Origin of the sequence: Paraniabella aurantiaca (genome assembly GCF_050309965.1) — a bacterium.
Lineage (GTDB): Bacteria > Bacteroidota > Bacteroidia > Chitinophagales > Chitinophagaceae > Niabella.
Map to the genome: position 1 here is coordinate 2,494,249 of NZ_JBLOSY010000001.1, position 16,534 is coordinate 2,510,782.

A 16,534-nucleotide genomic window follows, 5' to 3' on the forward strand; every position below is an offset into this window, starting at 1 on the left:
GTGGATCGTAGATTGGGTTATGAATGTTTTATCAACAGGAGCTGTTTAGGACGTCATATTTCATCTCTTAGTAAAGGCATGCTCATACAATGGAAGCCACCGCGGGCCCGTGATAGTTCTGCAGATGGCATAACAATAAACGTATTCTTAATATCTTTAAGAGTTATTGTATCCGATTCTAATTGCTGTAGTAACTCCTTCACCGGGATGGTTTTAAATCCTGCTTTGACAAAGGCCTGCAGGGTTTTGTCGTTGCGGTCATAGCCTACTACAACGCCATCTTTAAGCGCCAGTAAATTGCAGCTGTCCGTCCATTGCTCGCGTACATCAAAGGGAAACTCGTTATTGCCGGAGTATATAAATTTTACTTTATCCTCACACTGCAAATCATTCTTGCTGATGTCTATTAAAAGGTCTTCAAGAGTGTCGAAATAAACGGGATTGCCGATGTCCTTTTTTTTAAACTGGATGATGCTGATGCTTTCATCTTTCTTTCTTGTATCCAGCGCTTTCTGTATGTCATCCGCATCTTCTTTTTTTACATGTTTTCTGGAGAACTTTCCCAGCATTACCCACATGTTTTTTTTCACTTGAGTAAAGATGGTATCTATATGCATATAGTCCCTCTTTTTGGGAATCTTAATAACCGATATTTTCTTTACTACATTTTTTTCAAATAGTGTTTTAATAGCAATGTGTGCAGCCTCCATGGAGGTTCGTTCGCTCACACCTATCAATACGTGCTCGGGGCTAACTACCATAATATCGCCGCCCTCCAGGGTAACCAGCTTGTCTTCCGAATCTGCGGGGAGTAAAAACTGCTGAGGGCTTTCCGGCAATTCAATAATATTGTCCCGGTAGTTTTTAAAGAGCGGGTGGTTAAAGAATATGTATTTCATCAACAGGGCCTCTCTTGTACGGGCCTGCTTGGCCGGCTTATTTAAAAGAATATGATCGTTAATGACGATGCCAATATCTCTGGTAAAAATAAAATTGGGCACCGGTGGAAACAGCATCTCGGTATTCTTATAAGTACCGGTAATAAAAACATTGGCCAGGCTATGTGCCTCTATATTCATTAATTCATCCTGTATTTTATACGAGCAGTTTTCGATAGCGCACACTGAAGCTACAAGTTTGGAGCGGATTTCACTATTTTCCAGTATCTGCGCCAGTAACCACTCAATTTCTATCACATTGGTTGATTGATAAAAATGTTTACTGGATGGCTTGAAAAAATTGTAGTCATTATTTTTGTCATCTATTTCGGCTAATCGGCCCTTTATTTTTTCCGGATCAAGAAAATAGAGTAATAGTTTGGTGTAATAGTCGTATTCTTTGCGCCGGATTGTTTCCAGATGTACAATATCTTCAAAAAGCCAGTCCTGTGCTTTGGAAGGGACAACTTTGCCTAATCCACTATCAGGGCTATGTACTAAAAGTCTTTTTAATGAGCCTGTTTCTGAGCCGACATTGATTTTTTGTTCCTGCATAACGGTTGGGCGAACAAATGAGTTTGTTCGCTTCCCCCAAAAATAAGCAAAGGGGCGTTAATACTGCTAACCTTTAAAAAGTGTTATTTCGCCTTATTTTTTAAAACAACTAGCTTTGCGGCCCCATGAGGAAATCTTTTTTTCAATTGCATATAGCTGTATTACTGGCAGGCTTTACAGGCGTTTTGGGGCGTTTAATTACGCTTAATGAAGGGCTTATTGTATGGTATCGACTGTTGATTACTGCTATTACTTTATGGGTGCTTTTTTATGCCACGAAGCGAATGCAGAAAATATCACTGAAAGATATCTTGTATTTAACGGGAGCCGGCTTTATAAGCGCTTTACATTGGGTGTTTTTTTATGCTTCTATAAAATATGGGAACGTTTCTATAGCTTTGGTTTGTTTTTCGGTCATCAGTTTTTTTTCTTCTATTTTAGAGCCTCTGATCAACAGGGTACGGATCAACCGGACCGAGCTGCTCTTTGGTCTGATGAACGTATTAGGTATCTGGCTGATCTTTCATTTTGATACTACTTATAAATTAGGGATAGCCCTGGGTTTAGTTGCTGCTTTTTTGGGAGCGCTCTTTCCTATATTGCTAAAGCTAAAACTGGGGCGCATCAATATGCAAACGGTGCTTACCTGGCAAATGACAGGCGGCTTTCTCACGCTCTCGTTGGTTATGCCTTTTTATCTTCAGGCTTTCCCGGTAGAAAGCTTGCTTCCATCACTAAGTGATTTTTTGTGGTTATTGGTATTGGCCTGGGTTTGCTCAGTTGTTGCGTTTCAGTTTTCAATGAACGCATTAAAAAAATTATCTGCATTTACAGTAAACCTTTCCTACAGTGCAGAACCGGTTTACGGGATACTTATGGCCTTTTTGCTGTTTAAAGAAAACCAGGTTTTAAATAAAGGATTTTATCTGGGAACGGCCCTGATCATGTCTACCCTGGTACTGCATATGTTGATGTTACGAAGGAAGAACAAAAAAGTGACAGAGCCTGTATAGTACATGAAGTTTTGAAATATGGATATTTAGTGTCTCCTTTGTTAGTAATTTCAAAATATTATAACTCGCCAAAACTATCTTTTTTACCGAGTTTTGGCGAATTATAAATTTAATAAGTGAAAAGATCTTCGAGCGAAATGCTGTTCTGCACCAGTTCATGACTATACTTGTTTTCATTTAACCCGAAGGTAGTGATCATAGTAATGAAAATATTTTTCCGGGTTTGGGTAGCTTGTTGTAAGGCGGCGGTTTTGTTTTTTAAATTCAGGTAGTACTGCTTATCAATGGTAAAAGGAGCATTATAGAACTTTATCTCGCACTGGTTCATAATGTTGTCGTCTCTGTTGATTAACAGGTCAATTTGTGCAAGGTCATTAAACCAGCTACTGTTGGTAGAAAAAATGGCATCAATTCGTAGCGCTCTTTTAATTTGTGTGATATGTTTCAGGCAAAGCGTTTCAAAGCTAAAGCCGGCCCATGAAACATAGGAAGAGCTTTTATACAATTTTTGCCAGGTACCGGAGCCGCTATTCCTGTTGTTTTGTATAAACTTCAAATAAAATTTTGAGTACTCGTCTGATAATCTATAAAGGGTTAGTTGTTTCTTGTTGCCATAGTAAGGGTATTCGCTTATGAAGCCCGATTCTATTAGTTCTTCCAGTTTTAAAGAAAGATCACCGCCGCTGGCAATACCACTTTGCCTGGCTAATTCCAGCCTTGTTATGCCTTTATTGGAGTTGGCAAGCGTTTTTATTATAGTAAGATGTTTCTCTGAGTCGTCAAAAAGTGAAGCGTACAATTGATTGAATTCATTTTTTAATGTTCCATCTTTTTCAAAACAAAGCTGATCTATATTTTGTGCTACGCTTGCTCCTTTACGTAGTTTTTCGAGGTAGTGTGGAACGCCGCCCATTGCCATATAAACCTGGGTGATATCATATAATGTATAATCAATACCCCGGCTTTTTAAAAATTGCTGTGTTTCTCCCAGGTTAAAAGGTAGCAGTCTTATTTGTCGTGTTATTCTGTTATGTAATCCCCCTTTGTTTTTTATAATTTTCTGTATCATATAAGATGCAGCAGAACCGCAGATCACAACTATCAGGTCTTTTCGTTTGGTGCAATAGTGATTCCAGAAGTTTTCAAATGCCATCAAAAAATTTGACCTTGCGGTTGCCATCCACGGAAATTCGTCAATAAAAATCACCTTTTTGCCTGGCTTCTTAAGTTTATTCAGGTATGTTTCCAGTAAGGAAAAAGAAGCCAGCCAGTCTGCAGGCGTTTCTGATTTAAGAGCCCGGTCTTTTTTGTGAATTTCATGAGTAAAGTTCCGGATCTGGTCGTTCATGTTGCCATTATACAAGCCGCTAATTTCGAATGCCAGGTGCTTCCTGAAAAACTCTCTAACCAGGAATGTTTTGCCTACGCGTCTTCTGCCATAAATGGCGATCAGTTCTGACCTGTTGTTGTGCAGAGACTCCTGAAGTATGTTTAGCTCATATTTTCTGCCGATGAATTTTGACATTATAAAAAAATATATTCCGCCAAAATTAGTAAAAAAACAGAGTTTTGGCGAAATATAAATTGTGAGCAAAGACCCGAATATGCCGTGTTGGCGATGGGACACATTTTTACGTACTATATAATTAGTACGTAAAAACGTGGTAAATAAATATTGTTGGGTAGGTTTAGAATTACAAGGCCGGAGGTTGGAAGTTTTCCAGCTCTTTGGCTACGGCAGTAACAAAAGTGGCTCCAAGGCTGCCATCTATAATTCTATGGTCGTAACTCATGCTGATATACATCATGTGACGAATAGCGATACTGTCTCCATGAGGCGTTTCTATTACTACAGGGCGCTTCTTAATTGCACCAACTGCCATAATTGCTACCTGTGGCTGGTTGATAATCGGAGTGCCCATCAGGCTGCCAAAGGTACCCACATTAGTTAGTGTGAAAGTAGCTCCTTGTGTATCGTCTGGCTTGAGCTTGCTATTTCGGGCGGCATCTGCCAGGTGATTGACCTGTTTGGTTAATCCTACAAGGTTTAGCTGATCGGCGTTTTTAATAACCGGCACAATTAAATTGCCATTGGGTAGGGCCGCAGCCATCCCTATATTAATATCCTTTTTAATAATGATCTTATCACCATCTACCGAGCTGTTGATCAGCGGGAATTTTTTGATGCATCTTACAATTGCTTCAATAAACAAAGGCATAAAGGTTATTTTAGTGCCCTCTCTTTGCTGAAAGCTATTTTTGACAGAGTCGCGCCATAGTACAATATTGGTTACATCTGCTTCGCTGAAACTGGTAACGTGCGGGCTGGTTTGCACACTGCGTACCATGTGGTCTGCAATCAGCTTACGCATACGATCCATTTCAATTATCTCCACATTCCCGCTTGATTGGGTGGCAGGGCTGCTGTAAGAGGAAGAAGTGCCCGCAGCTGCTTCATTGCTTACTGCTTTTACAGGAAGTGAAACATCTTTTTTACTGCGGCTGGCTATATAATTCAACAAATCATTTTTAGTAACGCGTCCATCATTACCCGTACCCTCTATTTGTTCCAGCTCATGGAGTGGTACGCCTTCCTGTGCTGCTATATTTAGTACCAGCGGGGAATAAAACTTTGCCGTATGAGTTTTTACATCTTTTTTTATTTGGGTAGCTACAACTTCAGCGGGTGTTTCTTTTATTTCTTCAGTTATTATATTTCCTTCTGACGGCTGAACTGTTTTGATGGTAACAGGTGCCGCAGCCGGTACACTGCCGGAAGTCTCAATCCTGGCGATAACAGCGTCGATAGGCACTACATCGTTTTCTTTGAATAATAATTCTGTTATCACGCCCTCGGCGGTACTAGGCACTTCGCTATCCACTTTATCCGTGGCGATCTCTAAAATGGTTTCATCCATTTTTACAGCATCACCTACGTTTTTAACCCATTTTAAAATGGTTGCTTCCATTATGCTTTCGCCTAGCTTAGGCATTACCAGATCAACTATTGCCATCGTGATATCAGTTTAAATAATTCTTGCAACCTTGCTATCTGTACCCGTACACCCACATTTCTGCTCCATGTTGCCTCACAAAAGTAGGGAAACGGCATTAAATGTCAGGTTGAGTTTCTAACCCCGATCCTGAGGGACTGTGTACCTTTGTATTTTAAGGTTAATTTTTTAATTGAGGGTCCTTCGTACTGCTGTGTATATATAACAGCCTGATTTTTAAATGTTACCTTCCATTCCTTCGTCAATAATAAATTTCCTTAACAGGTTCAATGCCTGAAGAGCTGTACTCTGTATATTACGTTGCCGGTCGTAACCCAGGTTTAGTTGTTTGGTTATTACGTTTTGCCGGTTTCCCGCTGCTATCCATACTGTTCCTACGGGCTTTTCATCGTTATCGGAGGCTGGCCCCATAATGCCGGTTGTGGCCAGGGCATAATCCGCATGAAACCGATCAAGAGCGCCTGCAACCATTTGAATAGCTGTTTCCTCGCTTACCGCTCCCACTGCCTCCAGCGTTTCATGGTTGACACCCAGTATGTTCTCTTTCGCTTCGTTATTATAGGTGACTGCCGACCCGTTAAAATGAGGTGAAGATTTAGGAAGGCTGGTAATAAGGTGGGCAATATAGCCACCTGTGCAGCTTTCTGCTGTAGCCATTTTTTTTTGTTGCTTTTGCAGTAGCTGGCCGATGATTATTTCCAGTGTGTCGTCATTTTCAGCAATGGTAATATTCTTTAAAGGATCTTTCAGTTGCTGGTAGAACTGATTCATTTCTGCTTCCAGCTTCAACCGGTCATTACCTCTTCCGGTTAATCTTAGTTTGACCATACCATAGCCTGGGAGATAAGCAAGCTTGATGTAAGGCGGGAGCTGGCTTTCAAGGGTAGTTAGTTTTTCTGCCACCATCGATTCACCCATTCCGAAAGTTGATAAAACTTTGTGAATAACGATATCGCCACCGAAGTAGGCCGTTATCCGTGGCAGCGCTTCATTGACCAGTATTTTTTTCATTTCATAAGGCACCCCCGGCATAGAAATGACAATTACTTTCTCTCCATCCTTATTTTCCGTTTCAAACCACATACCGGCGGCAGAGCCATGCTCATTATGCAGTACTGTACAATTTTCCGGGAGGTCGGCCTGCCGTATATTGGCTTCTGATAAAGCTACCTTTCTTTTATAAACATTCACAAACAAGTGGTGTATATGTGCCAGTACAGCTTCGTTACGAACCAGTCGGGTATTAAAATAATCGCAGAGTAGAGGCTTGGTAATATCATCTGCCGTTGGCCCCAGCCCCCCGGTTAAAATGATCAGCCGGGAGTATTTTTTTTCTTCATCCAACGCATTCCATATATCGTTGTATACGTCACCCACAGCTACACGTCGTTTTACCCATATACCTGCTTTGTTTAATTCCTGTCCAATAAAAGCGCTATTGGTGTCTATAGTCTGGCCTATCAGTAACTCATCCCCAATGGTGATGATAGATGCATTGATCTCGCTCATTCAACTTGTATTTAAAAACAAATATCTTTGAAATAAGCTTACAAGAAAAGTAATTTATAGCGCCTGTATGAAGAATAATTTTAAAATAGCTTTTGCGTTGTTTACCGCCTTGCTGATAACAGTTACTATCGGAGCGCAGACAGACCTGGTAGCCTGCGGCGGCGATAAAGTGGTGATGATTGATAGCCGGAAGTCAACACCGGGTAAAGCTCATATTACCTGGACCTGGAAAGTAGGAGATGCCGTAGGCCTTCCTGAGGAGTACCGGAAAATAATGGTGCCCCTGGATGAGTGCAAACCGGTCCAAGGCGGCAAACAATTTCTGGTCACTTCGTCGGGTGGAGGAGTGGCATTGATAGATGTAGCATCAAAAAAGATATTATTCTACGCCCATTCTCCGATGGCACACTCTGCTGAAATGCTGCCTGGTGGTAAAATCGCGGTGGCTTTATCAACTCATGCTATGGGTAATAGTGTAGAATTATATGATAGCAAGAAAAGCGCACAAAGGTTATTCAGAGATTCCCTTTACTCCGGCCATGGTGTAATATGGAATGAAAAGCTGCAAAGGCTTTTTGCTTTAGGGTTCGATGAGCTGAGATTATATCGGCTGGTTGACGGGAAGAGTACGAAACCAGTATTACAATTGGAGAAAAGTTGGAAATTGCCCGATGAAGGAGGACATGATCTTTCAGCTGTAGATGATAATGAAGTGATCGTAAGTACCCATCATAATGTTTTTAATTTTGATATCAAAAAAGAACAATTTAATGTCTTTGAGCCACTTGCTGGTAAGCACGATATTAAGGCTGCTAATTACGATAAGGTTACTCAACGGTTGGTATATACGCAGGCTGAACAAAGTTGGTGGACCTTTAACATTTACAGCATTAATCCCAGCCAGATTATCAATATTCCGGATATAAAACTGTATAAAGCAAGAGTGCTGAAATAGTACTGAGGCGTATTAAAAATCAATTGATGCTTAAAAGAATATCGTATTGGAGTGATGGGTGTAAACCACTCGTAACTTTTTGCCTTCAGCCTTCAGCTGCTTAGCCCGAAGCAGTTCCTGGTCAGCCAGAATATCTTTATGGAACCCTTTATAGATGAGGCTTAGATAGTAGTGTGCCTCTGCCAGGTTGTTATACTCAATTTGCTTTTGAAAGGCAGTCGCTGCCTGCGCGTAATCTTTGTTTTTATAATGAATAGCGCCTAACTGATAGTAATCGTATAAGCCAATGGGTTGTGCATCCCGAAGATAGCTGCTTAAAACGCTGATGGCTTTTGCCTGCTGGCCCAGTTCACTGTGGCAGATGGCTTTCGTTACCGTAAGATGGTAATTCCCATTTATTCCCCAGCCAATTTCCGGTGTTTTTGTTTCCAGCAGTTCAATATCCGCTATGGCCCCCTCGCAATCTCTGAAGAACTCATACCGGCACCAGGCACGATAACCTAGATTTAATAACGTATCATATTGTACAGCTTTGTCTATTAGTTTTTTCCATGTAATGAAATCGCCGCTTTTAAGGTAGGCCACGCTTTTTTCCCTGTAGCCCCATGAAAAATGAGGGCATAGAGCTAAAGCAGAATCGTAAAGTATTTGAAATTCTTTGGAGAACTGATAATGCCTTTCATCGATATTTTCTACTAGCTTACATGCCTTGTACTGTAAAGTGTCGTTCATATAAAGAAAAGCACTACAAACCGGTTGTGCTGAGAGTTTTCCTGCGAGCAATAAGAGGAATAGGATTGTCTTTTTCATGGTAGTATTTCAATTAGTTGGCCATTACTGATTTTGAAGATCAAGTACTGATAATAGTCTACTGGGCGTTCATTTATTACTTGTACCTGCCAAATCTTAATACTTTTTATTATAAATAAAAGTTGGGTGGTGATGCGCTTGTTGAAGCGGATTGGCTCATATTGCCAATTCATGGCTAATAATCGGAACCGATCGGTTTCTCCTTTGCAGTTTACGATAAATCTGATCCTGATTAATCCCGATTCTTTTAACGGGATAGAACGAAAGGAAGCAAAAAATACAGAGTCAATATATGGCTTATAGTCTGCGAAAGACTTATCAGATGTAAATACAAAATATTGTTGAATAGCATTGGGATAACATAGTTCAAAGTTCTTGTTGTCGCTTTGAGGATCGAAAGCGATATCGCCAATTCTTTTCTCATATTGGGTGGCCTGCTGAGATATTTGGCAACTTGCGATGGTCAAAAAAATAATGTAGCCTAGTATATTTCTCACGAGCGTTTTGTTATTGTAAAATAAGGTAAGTTCTGATTATGTTGGTATTTACTGCAGGCTAATCATTCGTTAATCTTTGGCGGTTGCAATCGTCAAAATATCTGTGGTTTTAAGGCTTTTTGCAGTAAAATGATTACTTTAACCCAATGAAAAAAATAGCTTTTCTGTTTATATTTTTTGTAAACGTTGTATGTGTCAATGCACAGGTAGATCAGGATTTGAAGCGAGCTCTGTTGGAGTTTAACAACGATTCCCAGCTGAAATTTGCGCTGTCAGGTATATATGTGATCGACGGGCAATCTGGGGAAACCGTTTTTGAACAAAATGCCTATACCGGCCTGGCACCGGCTTCCACGGAAAAGATCGTTACTGCGGCCACTGCTCTTGATGTTTTGGGAAAAGATTTTACTTACGAAACAAAGTTTGGGATTGTAAATACTGCTCAGGGTAAAAGTCTTTATATACAGGCGTCCGGAGATCCCACATTAGGTAGCTGGCGTTGGGATAGTACAAAAGAAGATATAGTGCTAACGGCTATAAAAAATGCGGTAAAAGCAAAAGGCATCAAGCAACTTGAATCCATTATTATTAGCAGCAAAGACTGGCTGGCCGATGATGGTTTGCCGGCGCGCTGGACCTGGGAAGATATCGGACAATACTATGGCGCGGGATCGCAGGGGCTAAACTGGCGCGAAAACCAATTTGATCTGATCGTGAAATCAGGTGCCAATGTTGGAGATCCTGTAACTGTTTTAAAAACGAAACCTTTTCTTTATAATTACAAAATTATATCTGAAGCAAGAGCCGCGGGCAAAGAAACGGGTGATGAGTCCAGTTTGTATTATCCATCCAAGGGGAATGCGTTTAGTGTGTTAAAGGGCACGATACCGGCAGGAAAAAATGATTTTGTAATATCAGGTTCTATGTATGATCCTTCCCGGCAGTTTGCCAAAACCATCATCAGTGAGTTGAAGGATGTCGCAGTCATTAAAGAAAATATACAGTTGACATCCAGGAGTTATGATAATGTAGATTGGCTTTACACCCATACTTCGCCAACGATGGCTAAAATAGTTTATTGGTTCTTACGAAAAAGCATAAATCTGTATGGTGAGGCACTGATAAGGACAATAGCACTAAAGATGAAAGGGGAGGCTACTACTGAAAAAGGAGTTGAGGCGGTACAGGAATATTGGAAAACTAAAGGCATAGACCCGGAAGAAATGCATTTATATGACGGATCAGGTTTGTCTCCTCAAAACAGGATTACACCACATGCCGAAGTAACTGTTTTAAATTATGCAAAAGCTCAGTCGTGGTATCCCGAATTTTATGATGGAATACCTCTTTACAACGACATGAAGATGAAAAGCGGAACGATTAACCGCGTAAAAGGTTTTACGGGCTATCAGAAGTCGAAAGCGGGCAAAGAGTATATATTTTCTATCATTGTTAATAATTACAATGGCAGCCAGCTTTCTTTAATCAGGAAGATGTACCAGGTATTGGATCAATTAAAATAGCAGCTGTTTCAAAAGTTTCCTTATGAGTGAAAAACTATATGATGTTATTATCGTTGGTGGTAGAATAGCCGGAGCCTCTTTAGCCGCCAGGCTGGGTGCGGCTGGATTGAAGGTTTTGATATTGGAAAAGGATACCGTGCCCGGCCGTACCGTGGTATCATGCCCTTTGTTATTAAGCAGTGGCATGCAGTTGCTGGACGAAATCGGGATTGATGAATCCTTGTATGCGCCCGATAATACGCGCTTTGCAGGTGTAGCTTTAGAGATGGGGGAATATTTCAGAACTTTTGTGGAGATACCAGATGTGTATGGCCGGCATTTTTTATATGGAATCGACCGGCAGGTTTTGGACGAAGCATTATGGAAAAACCTGGAACGTTTCCCCAATGTTACGCAGCTGGAGAATTTTTCGGTAAGAGAATTACTGGTTGATGAAGACGGAAAGGCCAATGGTGTAACGGGCATGTACAAAGGAGGTGAATCGCAGACTTTTTTGGCGGAGGCGGTAATTGGTGCAGATGGGCGGCATAGTATTGTTGCCAGAAAAGCCGGGGCTGTAGTTACGGAAGAAATAACACAGTATAATACGGCTGTATATTATGCTTACTGGGAGGGTGTTGAGGCTTATCAAGCACAGGAAAAAGAATGGATACAGATACATTCGGGCTGCAATGGTTTCAGCGCAGTGGTTATACCGGCTAGCAAAGGGCTGACTGGTGTATTAGCGCAATGTCGCCACGATTATTTCAATGCACCTGGCGGTGTGGACGCATGGTATCGTGATACAATTCATTCTTTTCCAAGAATAGCACAAAGGTTGAAAAATGCTAAACAGGTGACAGCGCTAAGTGGCATGAAAAACGTCGGTAATCTTTTCCGGCAAGCCTGGGGAAATGGTTGGGCATTGGCAGGTGATGCTTATCATCAAAAAGATTCTTATGACGCCCAGGGTATTTATGATGCTTTACTGGGTGCCAAAATATTGGCGCTGCAGCTTATTGATTGGAAAGAGGGTAAAAAAGACTGGGTTACATCCATGCAGTCTTACAATCGTGAAGTATATGATGCCCTGCATCCCATGTTCAAGTCCACGCTTGATCGTCTTAAAAGAGAAATGTTTACATCTCCTTCGCCTAAAATGGCCAATGGTTTGCTACGTTGGGTGCTCACCAATAAAAAGTACCGGGAGCGGTTTGGCTTGCTGGCAACCAGGCGTATTTCACCTAAAAACTGGGCATCACCTGGTGTAATGCTTTCAGCAATATTAAGCGGGGCTGCTGCAGATTTCCGGAAAAAGCCAGACCAGGAAAAATGGTGGACATTGCCGGCACTTCAAGCTTAATCTTATATTTACAGTTCAAGCAATCTAATAAAACAAACAGAACATACAATGAAATTTTCGTCTGACCGGTATACCCAAATGCAATATCGCCGCTGTGGCGAGTCGGGTATTTTATTGCCTGCAATATCGTTGGGCCTATGGCACAACTTTGGAGATGTTGATGATCCAAAAGTATATCGCAAAACATTACACACTGCTTTTGATAATGGTATTACGCATTTCGATCTGGCTAATAATTACGGACCTCCTCCGGGAAGTGCTGAAACTAATTTCGGCAAGATATTACATACCGATTTTAAAGATCACCGGGATGAGTTGATCATTTCATCCAAAGCCGGCTACACTATGTGGGATGGACCTTATGGAGATTGGGGTAGCAAAAAATACCTGGTAAGCAGCCTGGACCAAAGCCTGAAGCGAATGAAGCTGGATTATGTGGATATCTTCTACCATCATCGTCCTGATCCCAATACGCCACTGGAAGAAACGATGTCGGCGCTGGACCTGATTGTAAGGCAGGGTAAGGCGCTATATGTAGGGATCTCTAATTATAAAGCACCTGAAGCAAAGAAAGCCATTCATATGCTGAAAAAAATGGGTACCCCCTGCCTCATACATCAGCCCAAGTATTCGATGTATGAGCGTTGGGTGGAAGACGGCTTGCTGGATCTTTTGGGAAAAGAAGGAGTAGGTTGTATTCCTTTTTCCCCATTGGCGCAGGGTTTGCTTACTAATAAGTATCTGAAAGGAATTCCCAGAAATTCGAGAGCCGCTAAATCTCATGGTTTCTTACAAAAAGATGCCATTACCGAAGAGCGTGTTAATCAATTAAAAAAATTAAATGAAATTGCAAGCGACAGAGGCCAGACTCTTGCCCAGATGGCCCTGGCATGGTTGCTGAAAGATAAAAGAGTTACCTCAGTTTTGGTAGGCGCCAGTAGCCCGGAGCAGTTGCTGGATTCTTTGAAGTGCTTAAACAATACCAATTTTGATAAAATTGAGTTGAACGGAATAGAAGGAATTCTTAAGTCGTAAATTTTTAACCTCTAAATTTTATGATATGGTTATCAGGAAATGGTTGCCGGCAATTCTGTTACTATGCTCTATCGGTTTTTTGGCTATGAATCAAAAGCAGCGGCCTTCTGCAACTGATTCGCTGGAAGGTGCGTGGCGTCTTAATTATGGCGGTCAGGATTTTGCCATACTCCTTGAAGATGGATATTGCATGTTCACTCAATACAATCTGAAGGAGAAAAAATTCGGGCTAACGGCCGGCGGGCCTTTTACTTTGGAGAATGGTAAGATCAGGATTAAAACTGAATTTAACAGCGCTAATAAATCAGAAGTTGGGAAAATGCAGGAGTACGGATATAAGCTGTCTGGTGACGAGCTGACAACTACGCTGGAGGGTTTCGAACTGAAATGGAAACGCGTAGATGCAGGCGAAAAGAACCTGGCTGGTAACTGGCGTATTATTAAAAGGAAGCAGGGTGAGGAAATGTCGGATATTCCATTACGGCCGAGGAGAACGTTGAAACTATTAACGGCAACCCGATTTCAATGGGCGGCTATTAATGTAGAAACCGGGGAGTTTTCGGGAACCGGCGGCGGAACTTACACCTTTAAAGATGGAAAGTATACCGAGTATATCGAGTTCTTTTCAAGGGACAGCTCACGTGTAGGTATGTCTTTGAGTTTTGATGGTAAACTTCAGGATGGTAATTGGATCCATTCAGGGAAGAGTTCTAAAGGAGACCCTATATACGAAGTATGGGGTAGGTTTAAAGACAATTGATTTTTCTGTGTTTTTCTAAAAGCGATATTCAAAAGGCCTGGCATTTAGCCGGGCTTTTGTTTGTCAGGCGTTGAACTTATTCGCTATAGCGATCAGCTCTGCGGCGCTTCGGATATCTAATTGGATTGCCTAATATAGGCAGGCTGCAAGCGTATAGCCGATCTATTCAATCGTTGTACTATTTTTTATGTAAGGCCTTTGCCCGATTTTAAATATTTTTAGAGGATTATACTTTAGTAACCGACCATTTTAAATATCGCCACATGAATAATCGACGTCATTTTATAAAAAATACAGCTATGCTAAGTGCCGGTACCTTGCTTTCAGCAGATCTTCTGGCAGCTATTCGTTCAGGTATTTCCGCTAACGATAAAATTGGCCTGGGGGTAATTGGTTGCAAAGGCCAGGGATGGCAAAACCTTACTGCTTTACTAAAAGTACCTGAAATTGAATGCGTAGCACTATGTGACATTGATGAGAATATACTCAACCAACGCAAGACTGATCTGGATAAACTCAATATTAAACCCAAACTGTATGGTGATTATCGCAAGCTTATTGCAGATAAGCATGTAGATGTTGTGGTAGTGGCTACTCCTGATCACTGGCATTGTTTGCAATTAATTGATGCCTGTGCCGCCGGTAAAGATGTGTTTTGTGAAAAACCGGTAGCCAACTCAATATATGAAGCGCAACTCATGAATAAAGCCGTACAGCGTTATGGCAGGGTTGTACAGGTAGCACAGTGGCAGCGTAGTCAGCAACATTTCCGGGATGCCATTGCTTTTGTGCATTCGGGTAAATTGGGGCGGGTGTCTTCTACCAAAGCCTGGATGTATCGTGGTGGTTCAAAGCCACTGCCCGTTGTGGCCAATTCACCGGTTCCTGCGGGTGTTAATTATGATATGTGGTTGGGACCTGCTAAAAAACATCCCTTCAATAAAAATCGCTTTCATTACGAGTTTCGTTGGTTTTGGGATTATGCAGGTGGATTAATGACCGACTGGGGTGTGCACCTGATTGATATGGTATTGATGGGTATGAAGGCGGGTACACCTAAATCAGTAATGGCCACAGGCGGCAAATATGTGTTCCCTTCTGATGCCAGGGAAACGCCGGATATTCAAACGGCCTTGTATGATTTTGGCAATTTTCAAATGACCTGGGAGCATAATATGGCTACGGGTGTGGGATTGTATGGCATGCAACACGGAATTGCTTTTATAGGTGAAAACGGTACTTTACTATTAAACCGGCAGGGATGGGAAGTGAAACCGGAAAAAGATAAGCTGGAGGCCCTGCCCTGGTCTAAATCTGTTGACAGCGGCCTTGATAAACATGCTGCTAATTTTATAAGCGTAGTGAAATCCCGTAAGATGCAGGATTTAAATTGTCCTTTCGAAGCTGGTGCAAAAGTGGCCATAGCCAGTCATTTTGGTAATGTGGCCTTGCGGGCAGGAGAGAAGATCTACTGGGATGAGGCTAAAAATAAATTTAATGTGGAGAAAGCGAATCAATTGGTAAAGCCTTTGTATCATAATGGGTGGAAATTGCCAATTGTGTAACTTTGTAACTATGAAACTATATCTTGTATTCTTCGTCGTAACATTGTTTTTAATTGCCTGTACGGGATCTAAATCTGTAATAACACCGCCGCACGCGATATCGCTGCAGGTAAATGAAAAAACTACCTACCAGAATGTGGTAATTACCCTGAAGGAGATTAACGAGAGCCGGTGCCCGATGAACGCCCGATGCATAAGAGCGGGTGAAGCCGTGGCAGTTTTAAATGTAGTGATTGATGGCAAAACAGAAAGGAATGTACAGCTTTGTACAGGTCCTGATTGTGAAAGAAGATCGCTTAATGCTGCTTATACACTTTCATTGGAAGACCAGAAATATTTATTCAGGTTGGATAGCATTACGCCTGATCCTACAAAAACCCTGGAGAAACCGATACAACGAGCTTATATCAGTTTAGAGCAATCTAAATAGAATGGAAGCTAATGATGACCATATTATTTTGTTTGACGGCGTCTGTAATTTATGTAACGGCGCAGTACAGTATATTATTAAGCGGGATAAGAAAGGTATATTTAAATTTGCATCCCTGCAGTCGGAAGCAGGTCAGGCATTACTTGTAAAAAGTGGGTTGCCCCGGGATCACCTGAAGTCTTTTGTTTATATACACGGGAGCCGGTTTTATACCAGGTCTACAGCCGCATTAAAAGTAGCAAAGCAATTGAATGGACCGGTGCAATTACTATATGGATCTATAATTATTCCAAAATGGATAAGAGATCTTGTGTACGACCTTATTGCCAAAAACAGATACAGGCTGTTTGGACGGCAGGATGCCTGTATGATACCAACACCCCAATTGAAAGAACGGTTTTATAGTTAACCCCGAATTTCAGCGTTCTGTGTACGATTGATTTGCCGGTGCCACTAAAACCCAGCCTGCTATAGCTGGCTGGAGCAAAGACGTGGCGACGCCGGGAGTTTAAAAGAATAATGAATGTTGTAAAGAATACATGGATAATATCGTAAATCTATTCTTACATCTATCTTATTCACTATTCC

At 41.5% G+C, this 16,534-nt stretch carries 15 protein-coding genes; 9 read left to right on the top strand and 6 right to left on the bottom strand.

Features of this window, described 5'->3' with window-relative positions; translation table 11 throughout:
* Positions 1-53: 53 nt before the first annotated feature.
* The gene (locus ACLOAU_RS10895; protein ID WP_427861900.1) at positions 54-1,493 is read right to left on the bottom strand and encodes an arginine deiminase family protein; all 1,440 of its coding nucleotides are present in this window, start codon (positions 1,491-1,493) and stop codon (positions 54-56) included.
* A 125-nt stretch (positions 1,494-1,618) separates the two neighbouring features.
* Between ACLOAU_RS10895 and ACLOAU_RS10900 the strand changes: the two genes are divergently transcribed.
* The gene (locus ACLOAU_RS10900) at positions 1,619-2,506 is read left to right on the top strand and encodes a DMT family transporter (RefSeq protein ID WP_427861901.1); all 888 of its coding nucleotides are present in this window, start codon (positions 1,619-1,621) and stop codon (positions 2,504-2,506) included.
* A 109-nt stretch (positions 2,507-2,615) separates the two neighbouring features.
* Here ACLOAU_RS10900 and ACLOAU_RS10905 read toward each other — a convergent pair whose 3' ends face one another.
* The 3 genes from ACLOAU_RS10905 to ACLOAU_RS10915 all read right to left on the bottom strand — a co-directional run bounded on the left by ACLOAU_RS10905 (position 2,616) and on the right by ACLOAU_RS10915 (position 7,029).
* Positions 2,616-4,031 (bottom strand): AAA family ATPase, encoded by a 1,416-nt coding sequence (locus tag ACLOAU_RS10905; protein ID WP_427861902.1) that lies wholly within the window; start codon positions 4,029-4,031, stop codon positions 2,616-2,618.
* Between the two features lie 169 nt (positions 4,032-4,200).
* A complete protein-coding gene (locus ACLOAU_RS10910; protein WP_427861903.1) occupies positions 4,201-5,520 on the bottom strand; it encodes a dihydrolipoamide acetyltransferase family protein in 1,320 nt (439 codons plus the stop codon).
* A gap of 216 nt (positions 5,521-5,736) precedes the next feature.
* Positions 5,737-7,029 carry a CinA family nicotinamide mononucleotide deamidase-related protein gene (locus tag ACLOAU_RS10915; RefSeq protein WP_427861904.1) on the bottom strand — a complete coding sequence of 431 codons (1,293 nt, stop codon included), beginning with the start codon at positions 7,027-7,029 and terminating at the stop codon, positions 5,737-5,739.
* 67 nt (positions 7,030-7,096) lie between these two features.
* Between ACLOAU_RS10915 and ACLOAU_RS10920 the strand changes: the two genes are divergently transcribed.
* Positions 7,097-7,984 carry a DUF6528 family protein gene (locus tag ACLOAU_RS10920; protein ID WP_427861905.1) on the top strand — a complete coding sequence of 296 codons (888 nt, stop codon included), beginning with the start codon at positions 7,097-7,099 and terminating at the stop codon, positions 7,982-7,984.
* 30 nt (positions 7,985-8,014) lie between these two features.
* Here the strand turns inward: ACLOAU_RS10920 and ACLOAU_RS10925 are convergent, their stop codons facing one another.
* Both ACLOAU_RS10925 and ACLOAU_RS10930 read right to left on the bottom strand, forming a co-directional pair.
* Positions 8,015-8,794 (bottom strand): tetratricopeptide repeat protein, encoded by a 780-nt coding sequence (locus ACLOAU_RS10925; RefSeq protein WP_427861906.1) that lies wholly within the window; start codon positions 8,792-8,794, stop codon positions 8,015-8,017.
* A complete protein-coding gene (locus tag ACLOAU_RS10930) occupies positions 8,791-9,291 on the bottom strand; it encodes a hypothetical protein (RefSeq protein WP_427861907.1) in 501 nt (166 codons plus the stop codon). The genes ACLOAU_RS10925 and ACLOAU_RS10930 overlap by 4 nt, the downstream gene beginning before the upstream one ends.
* A gap of 146 nt (positions 9,292-9,437) precedes the next feature.
* Between ACLOAU_RS10930 and dacB the strand changes: the two genes are divergently transcribed.
* The 7 genes from dacB (at position 9,438) to ACLOAU_RS10965 (ending at position 16,355) form a co-directional block, all read left to right on the top strand.
* A complete protein-coding gene (gene dacB / locus ACLOAU_RS10935; RefSeq protein ID WP_427861908.1) occupies positions 9,438-10,814 on the top strand; it encodes a D-alanyl-D-alanine carboxypeptidase/D-alanyl-D-alanine endopeptidase in 1,377 nt (458 codons plus the stop codon).
* A gap of 22 nt (positions 10,815-10,836) precedes the next feature.
* A complete protein-coding gene (locus ACLOAU_RS10940) occupies positions 10,837-12,156 on the top strand; it encodes an NAD(P)/FAD-dependent oxidoreductase (protein ID WP_427861909.1) in 1,320 nt (439 codons plus the stop codon).
* A 48-nt stretch (positions 12,157-12,204) separates the two neighbouring features.
* Positions 12,205-13,191 (top strand): L-glyceraldehyde 3-phosphate reductase, encoded by a 987-nt coding sequence (gene mgrA, locus ACLOAU_RS10945; RefSeq protein ID WP_427861910.1) that lies wholly within the window; start codon positions 12,205-12,207, stop codon positions 13,189-13,191.
* Between the two features lie 25 nt (positions 13,192-13,216).
* A complete protein-coding gene (locus tag ACLOAU_RS10950; protein WP_427861911.1) occupies positions 13,217-13,951 on the top strand; it encodes a DUF4488 domain-containing protein in 735 nt (244 codons plus the stop codon).
* 263 nt (positions 13,952-14,214) lie between these two features.
* Positions 14,215-15,516, top strand: coding sequence for a Gfo/Idh/MocA family protein (locus ACLOAU_RS10955; protein ID WP_427861912.1), 1,302 nt, complete (start codon positions 14,215-14,217; stop codon positions 15,514-15,516).
* Between the two features lie 10 nt (positions 15,517-15,526).
* Positions 15,527-15,946 (top strand): hypothetical protein, encoded by a 420-nt coding sequence (locus ACLOAU_RS10960; protein WP_427861913.1) that lies wholly within the window; start codon positions 15,527-15,529, stop codon positions 15,944-15,946.
* Between the two features lies 1 nt (position 15,947).
* The gene (locus ACLOAU_RS10965; RefSeq protein WP_427861914.1) at positions 15,948-16,355 is read left to right on the top strand and encodes a thiol-disulfide oxidoreductase DCC family protein; all 408 of its coding nucleotides are present in this window, start codon (positions 15,948-15,950) and stop codon (positions 16,353-16,355) included.
* Positions 16,356-16,534: the final 179 nt, after the last annotated feature.

Bases quoted from the DNA above. Each gene is read 5' to 3' on its own strand.
- ACLOAU_RS10965 (WP_427861914.1), top strand. From the start codon at position 15,948: ATGGAAGCTAATGATGACCATATTATTTTGTTTGACGGCGTCTGTAAT.
- ACLOAU_RS10925 (WP_427861906.1), bottom strand. From the start codon at position 8,794: ATGAAAAAGACAATCCTATTCCTCTTATTGCTCGCAGGAAAACTCTCA.
- ACLOAU_RS10895 (WP_427861900.1), bottom strand. From the start codon at position 1,493: ATGCAGGAACAAAAAATCAATGTCGGCTCAGAAACAGGCTCATTAAAA.
- ACLOAU_RS10940 (WP_427861909.1), top strand. From the start codon at position 10,837: ATGAGTGAAAAACTATATGATGTTATTATCGTTGGTGGTAGAATAGCC.
- ACLOAU_RS10905 (WP_427861902.1), bottom strand. From the start codon at position 4,031: ATGTCAAAATTCATCGGCAGAAAATATGAGCTAAACATACTTCAGGAG.
- ACLOAU_RS10910 (WP_427861903.1), bottom strand. From the start codon at position 5,520: ATGGCAATAGTTGATCTGGTAATGCCTAAGCTAGGCGAAAGCATAATG.
- mgrA (WP_427861910.1), top strand. From the start codon at position 12,205: ATGAAATTTTCGTCTGACCGGTATACCCAAATGCAATATCGCCGCTGT.
- ACLOAU_RS10920 (WP_427861905.1), top strand. From the start codon at position 7,097: ATGAAGAATAATTTTAAAATAGCTTTTGCGTTGTTTACCGCCTTGCTG.
- ACLOAU_RS10915 (WP_427861904.1), bottom strand. From the start codon at position 7,029: ATGAGCGAGATCAATGCATCTATCATCACCATTGGGGATGAGTTACTG.
- ACLOAU_RS10955 (WP_427861912.1), top strand. From the start codon at position 14,215: ATGAATAATCGACGTCATTTTATAAAAAATACAGCTATGCTAAGTGCC.
- ACLOAU_RS10960 (WP_427861913.1), top strand. From the start codon at position 15,527: ATGAAACTATATCTTGTATTCTTCGTCGTAACATTGTTTTTAATTGCC.
- ACLOAU_RS10950 (WP_427861911.1), top strand. From the start codon at position 13,217: ATGGTTATCAGGAAATGGTTGCCGGCAATTCTGTTACTATGCTCTATC.
- ACLOAU_RS10900 (WP_427861901.1), top strand. From the start codon at position 1,619: ATGAGGAAATCTTTTTTTCAATTGCATATAGCTGTATTACTGGCAGGC.
- dacB (WP_427861908.1), top strand. From the start codon at position 9,438: ATGAAAAAAATAGCTTTTCTGTTTATATTTTTTGTAAACGTTGTATGT.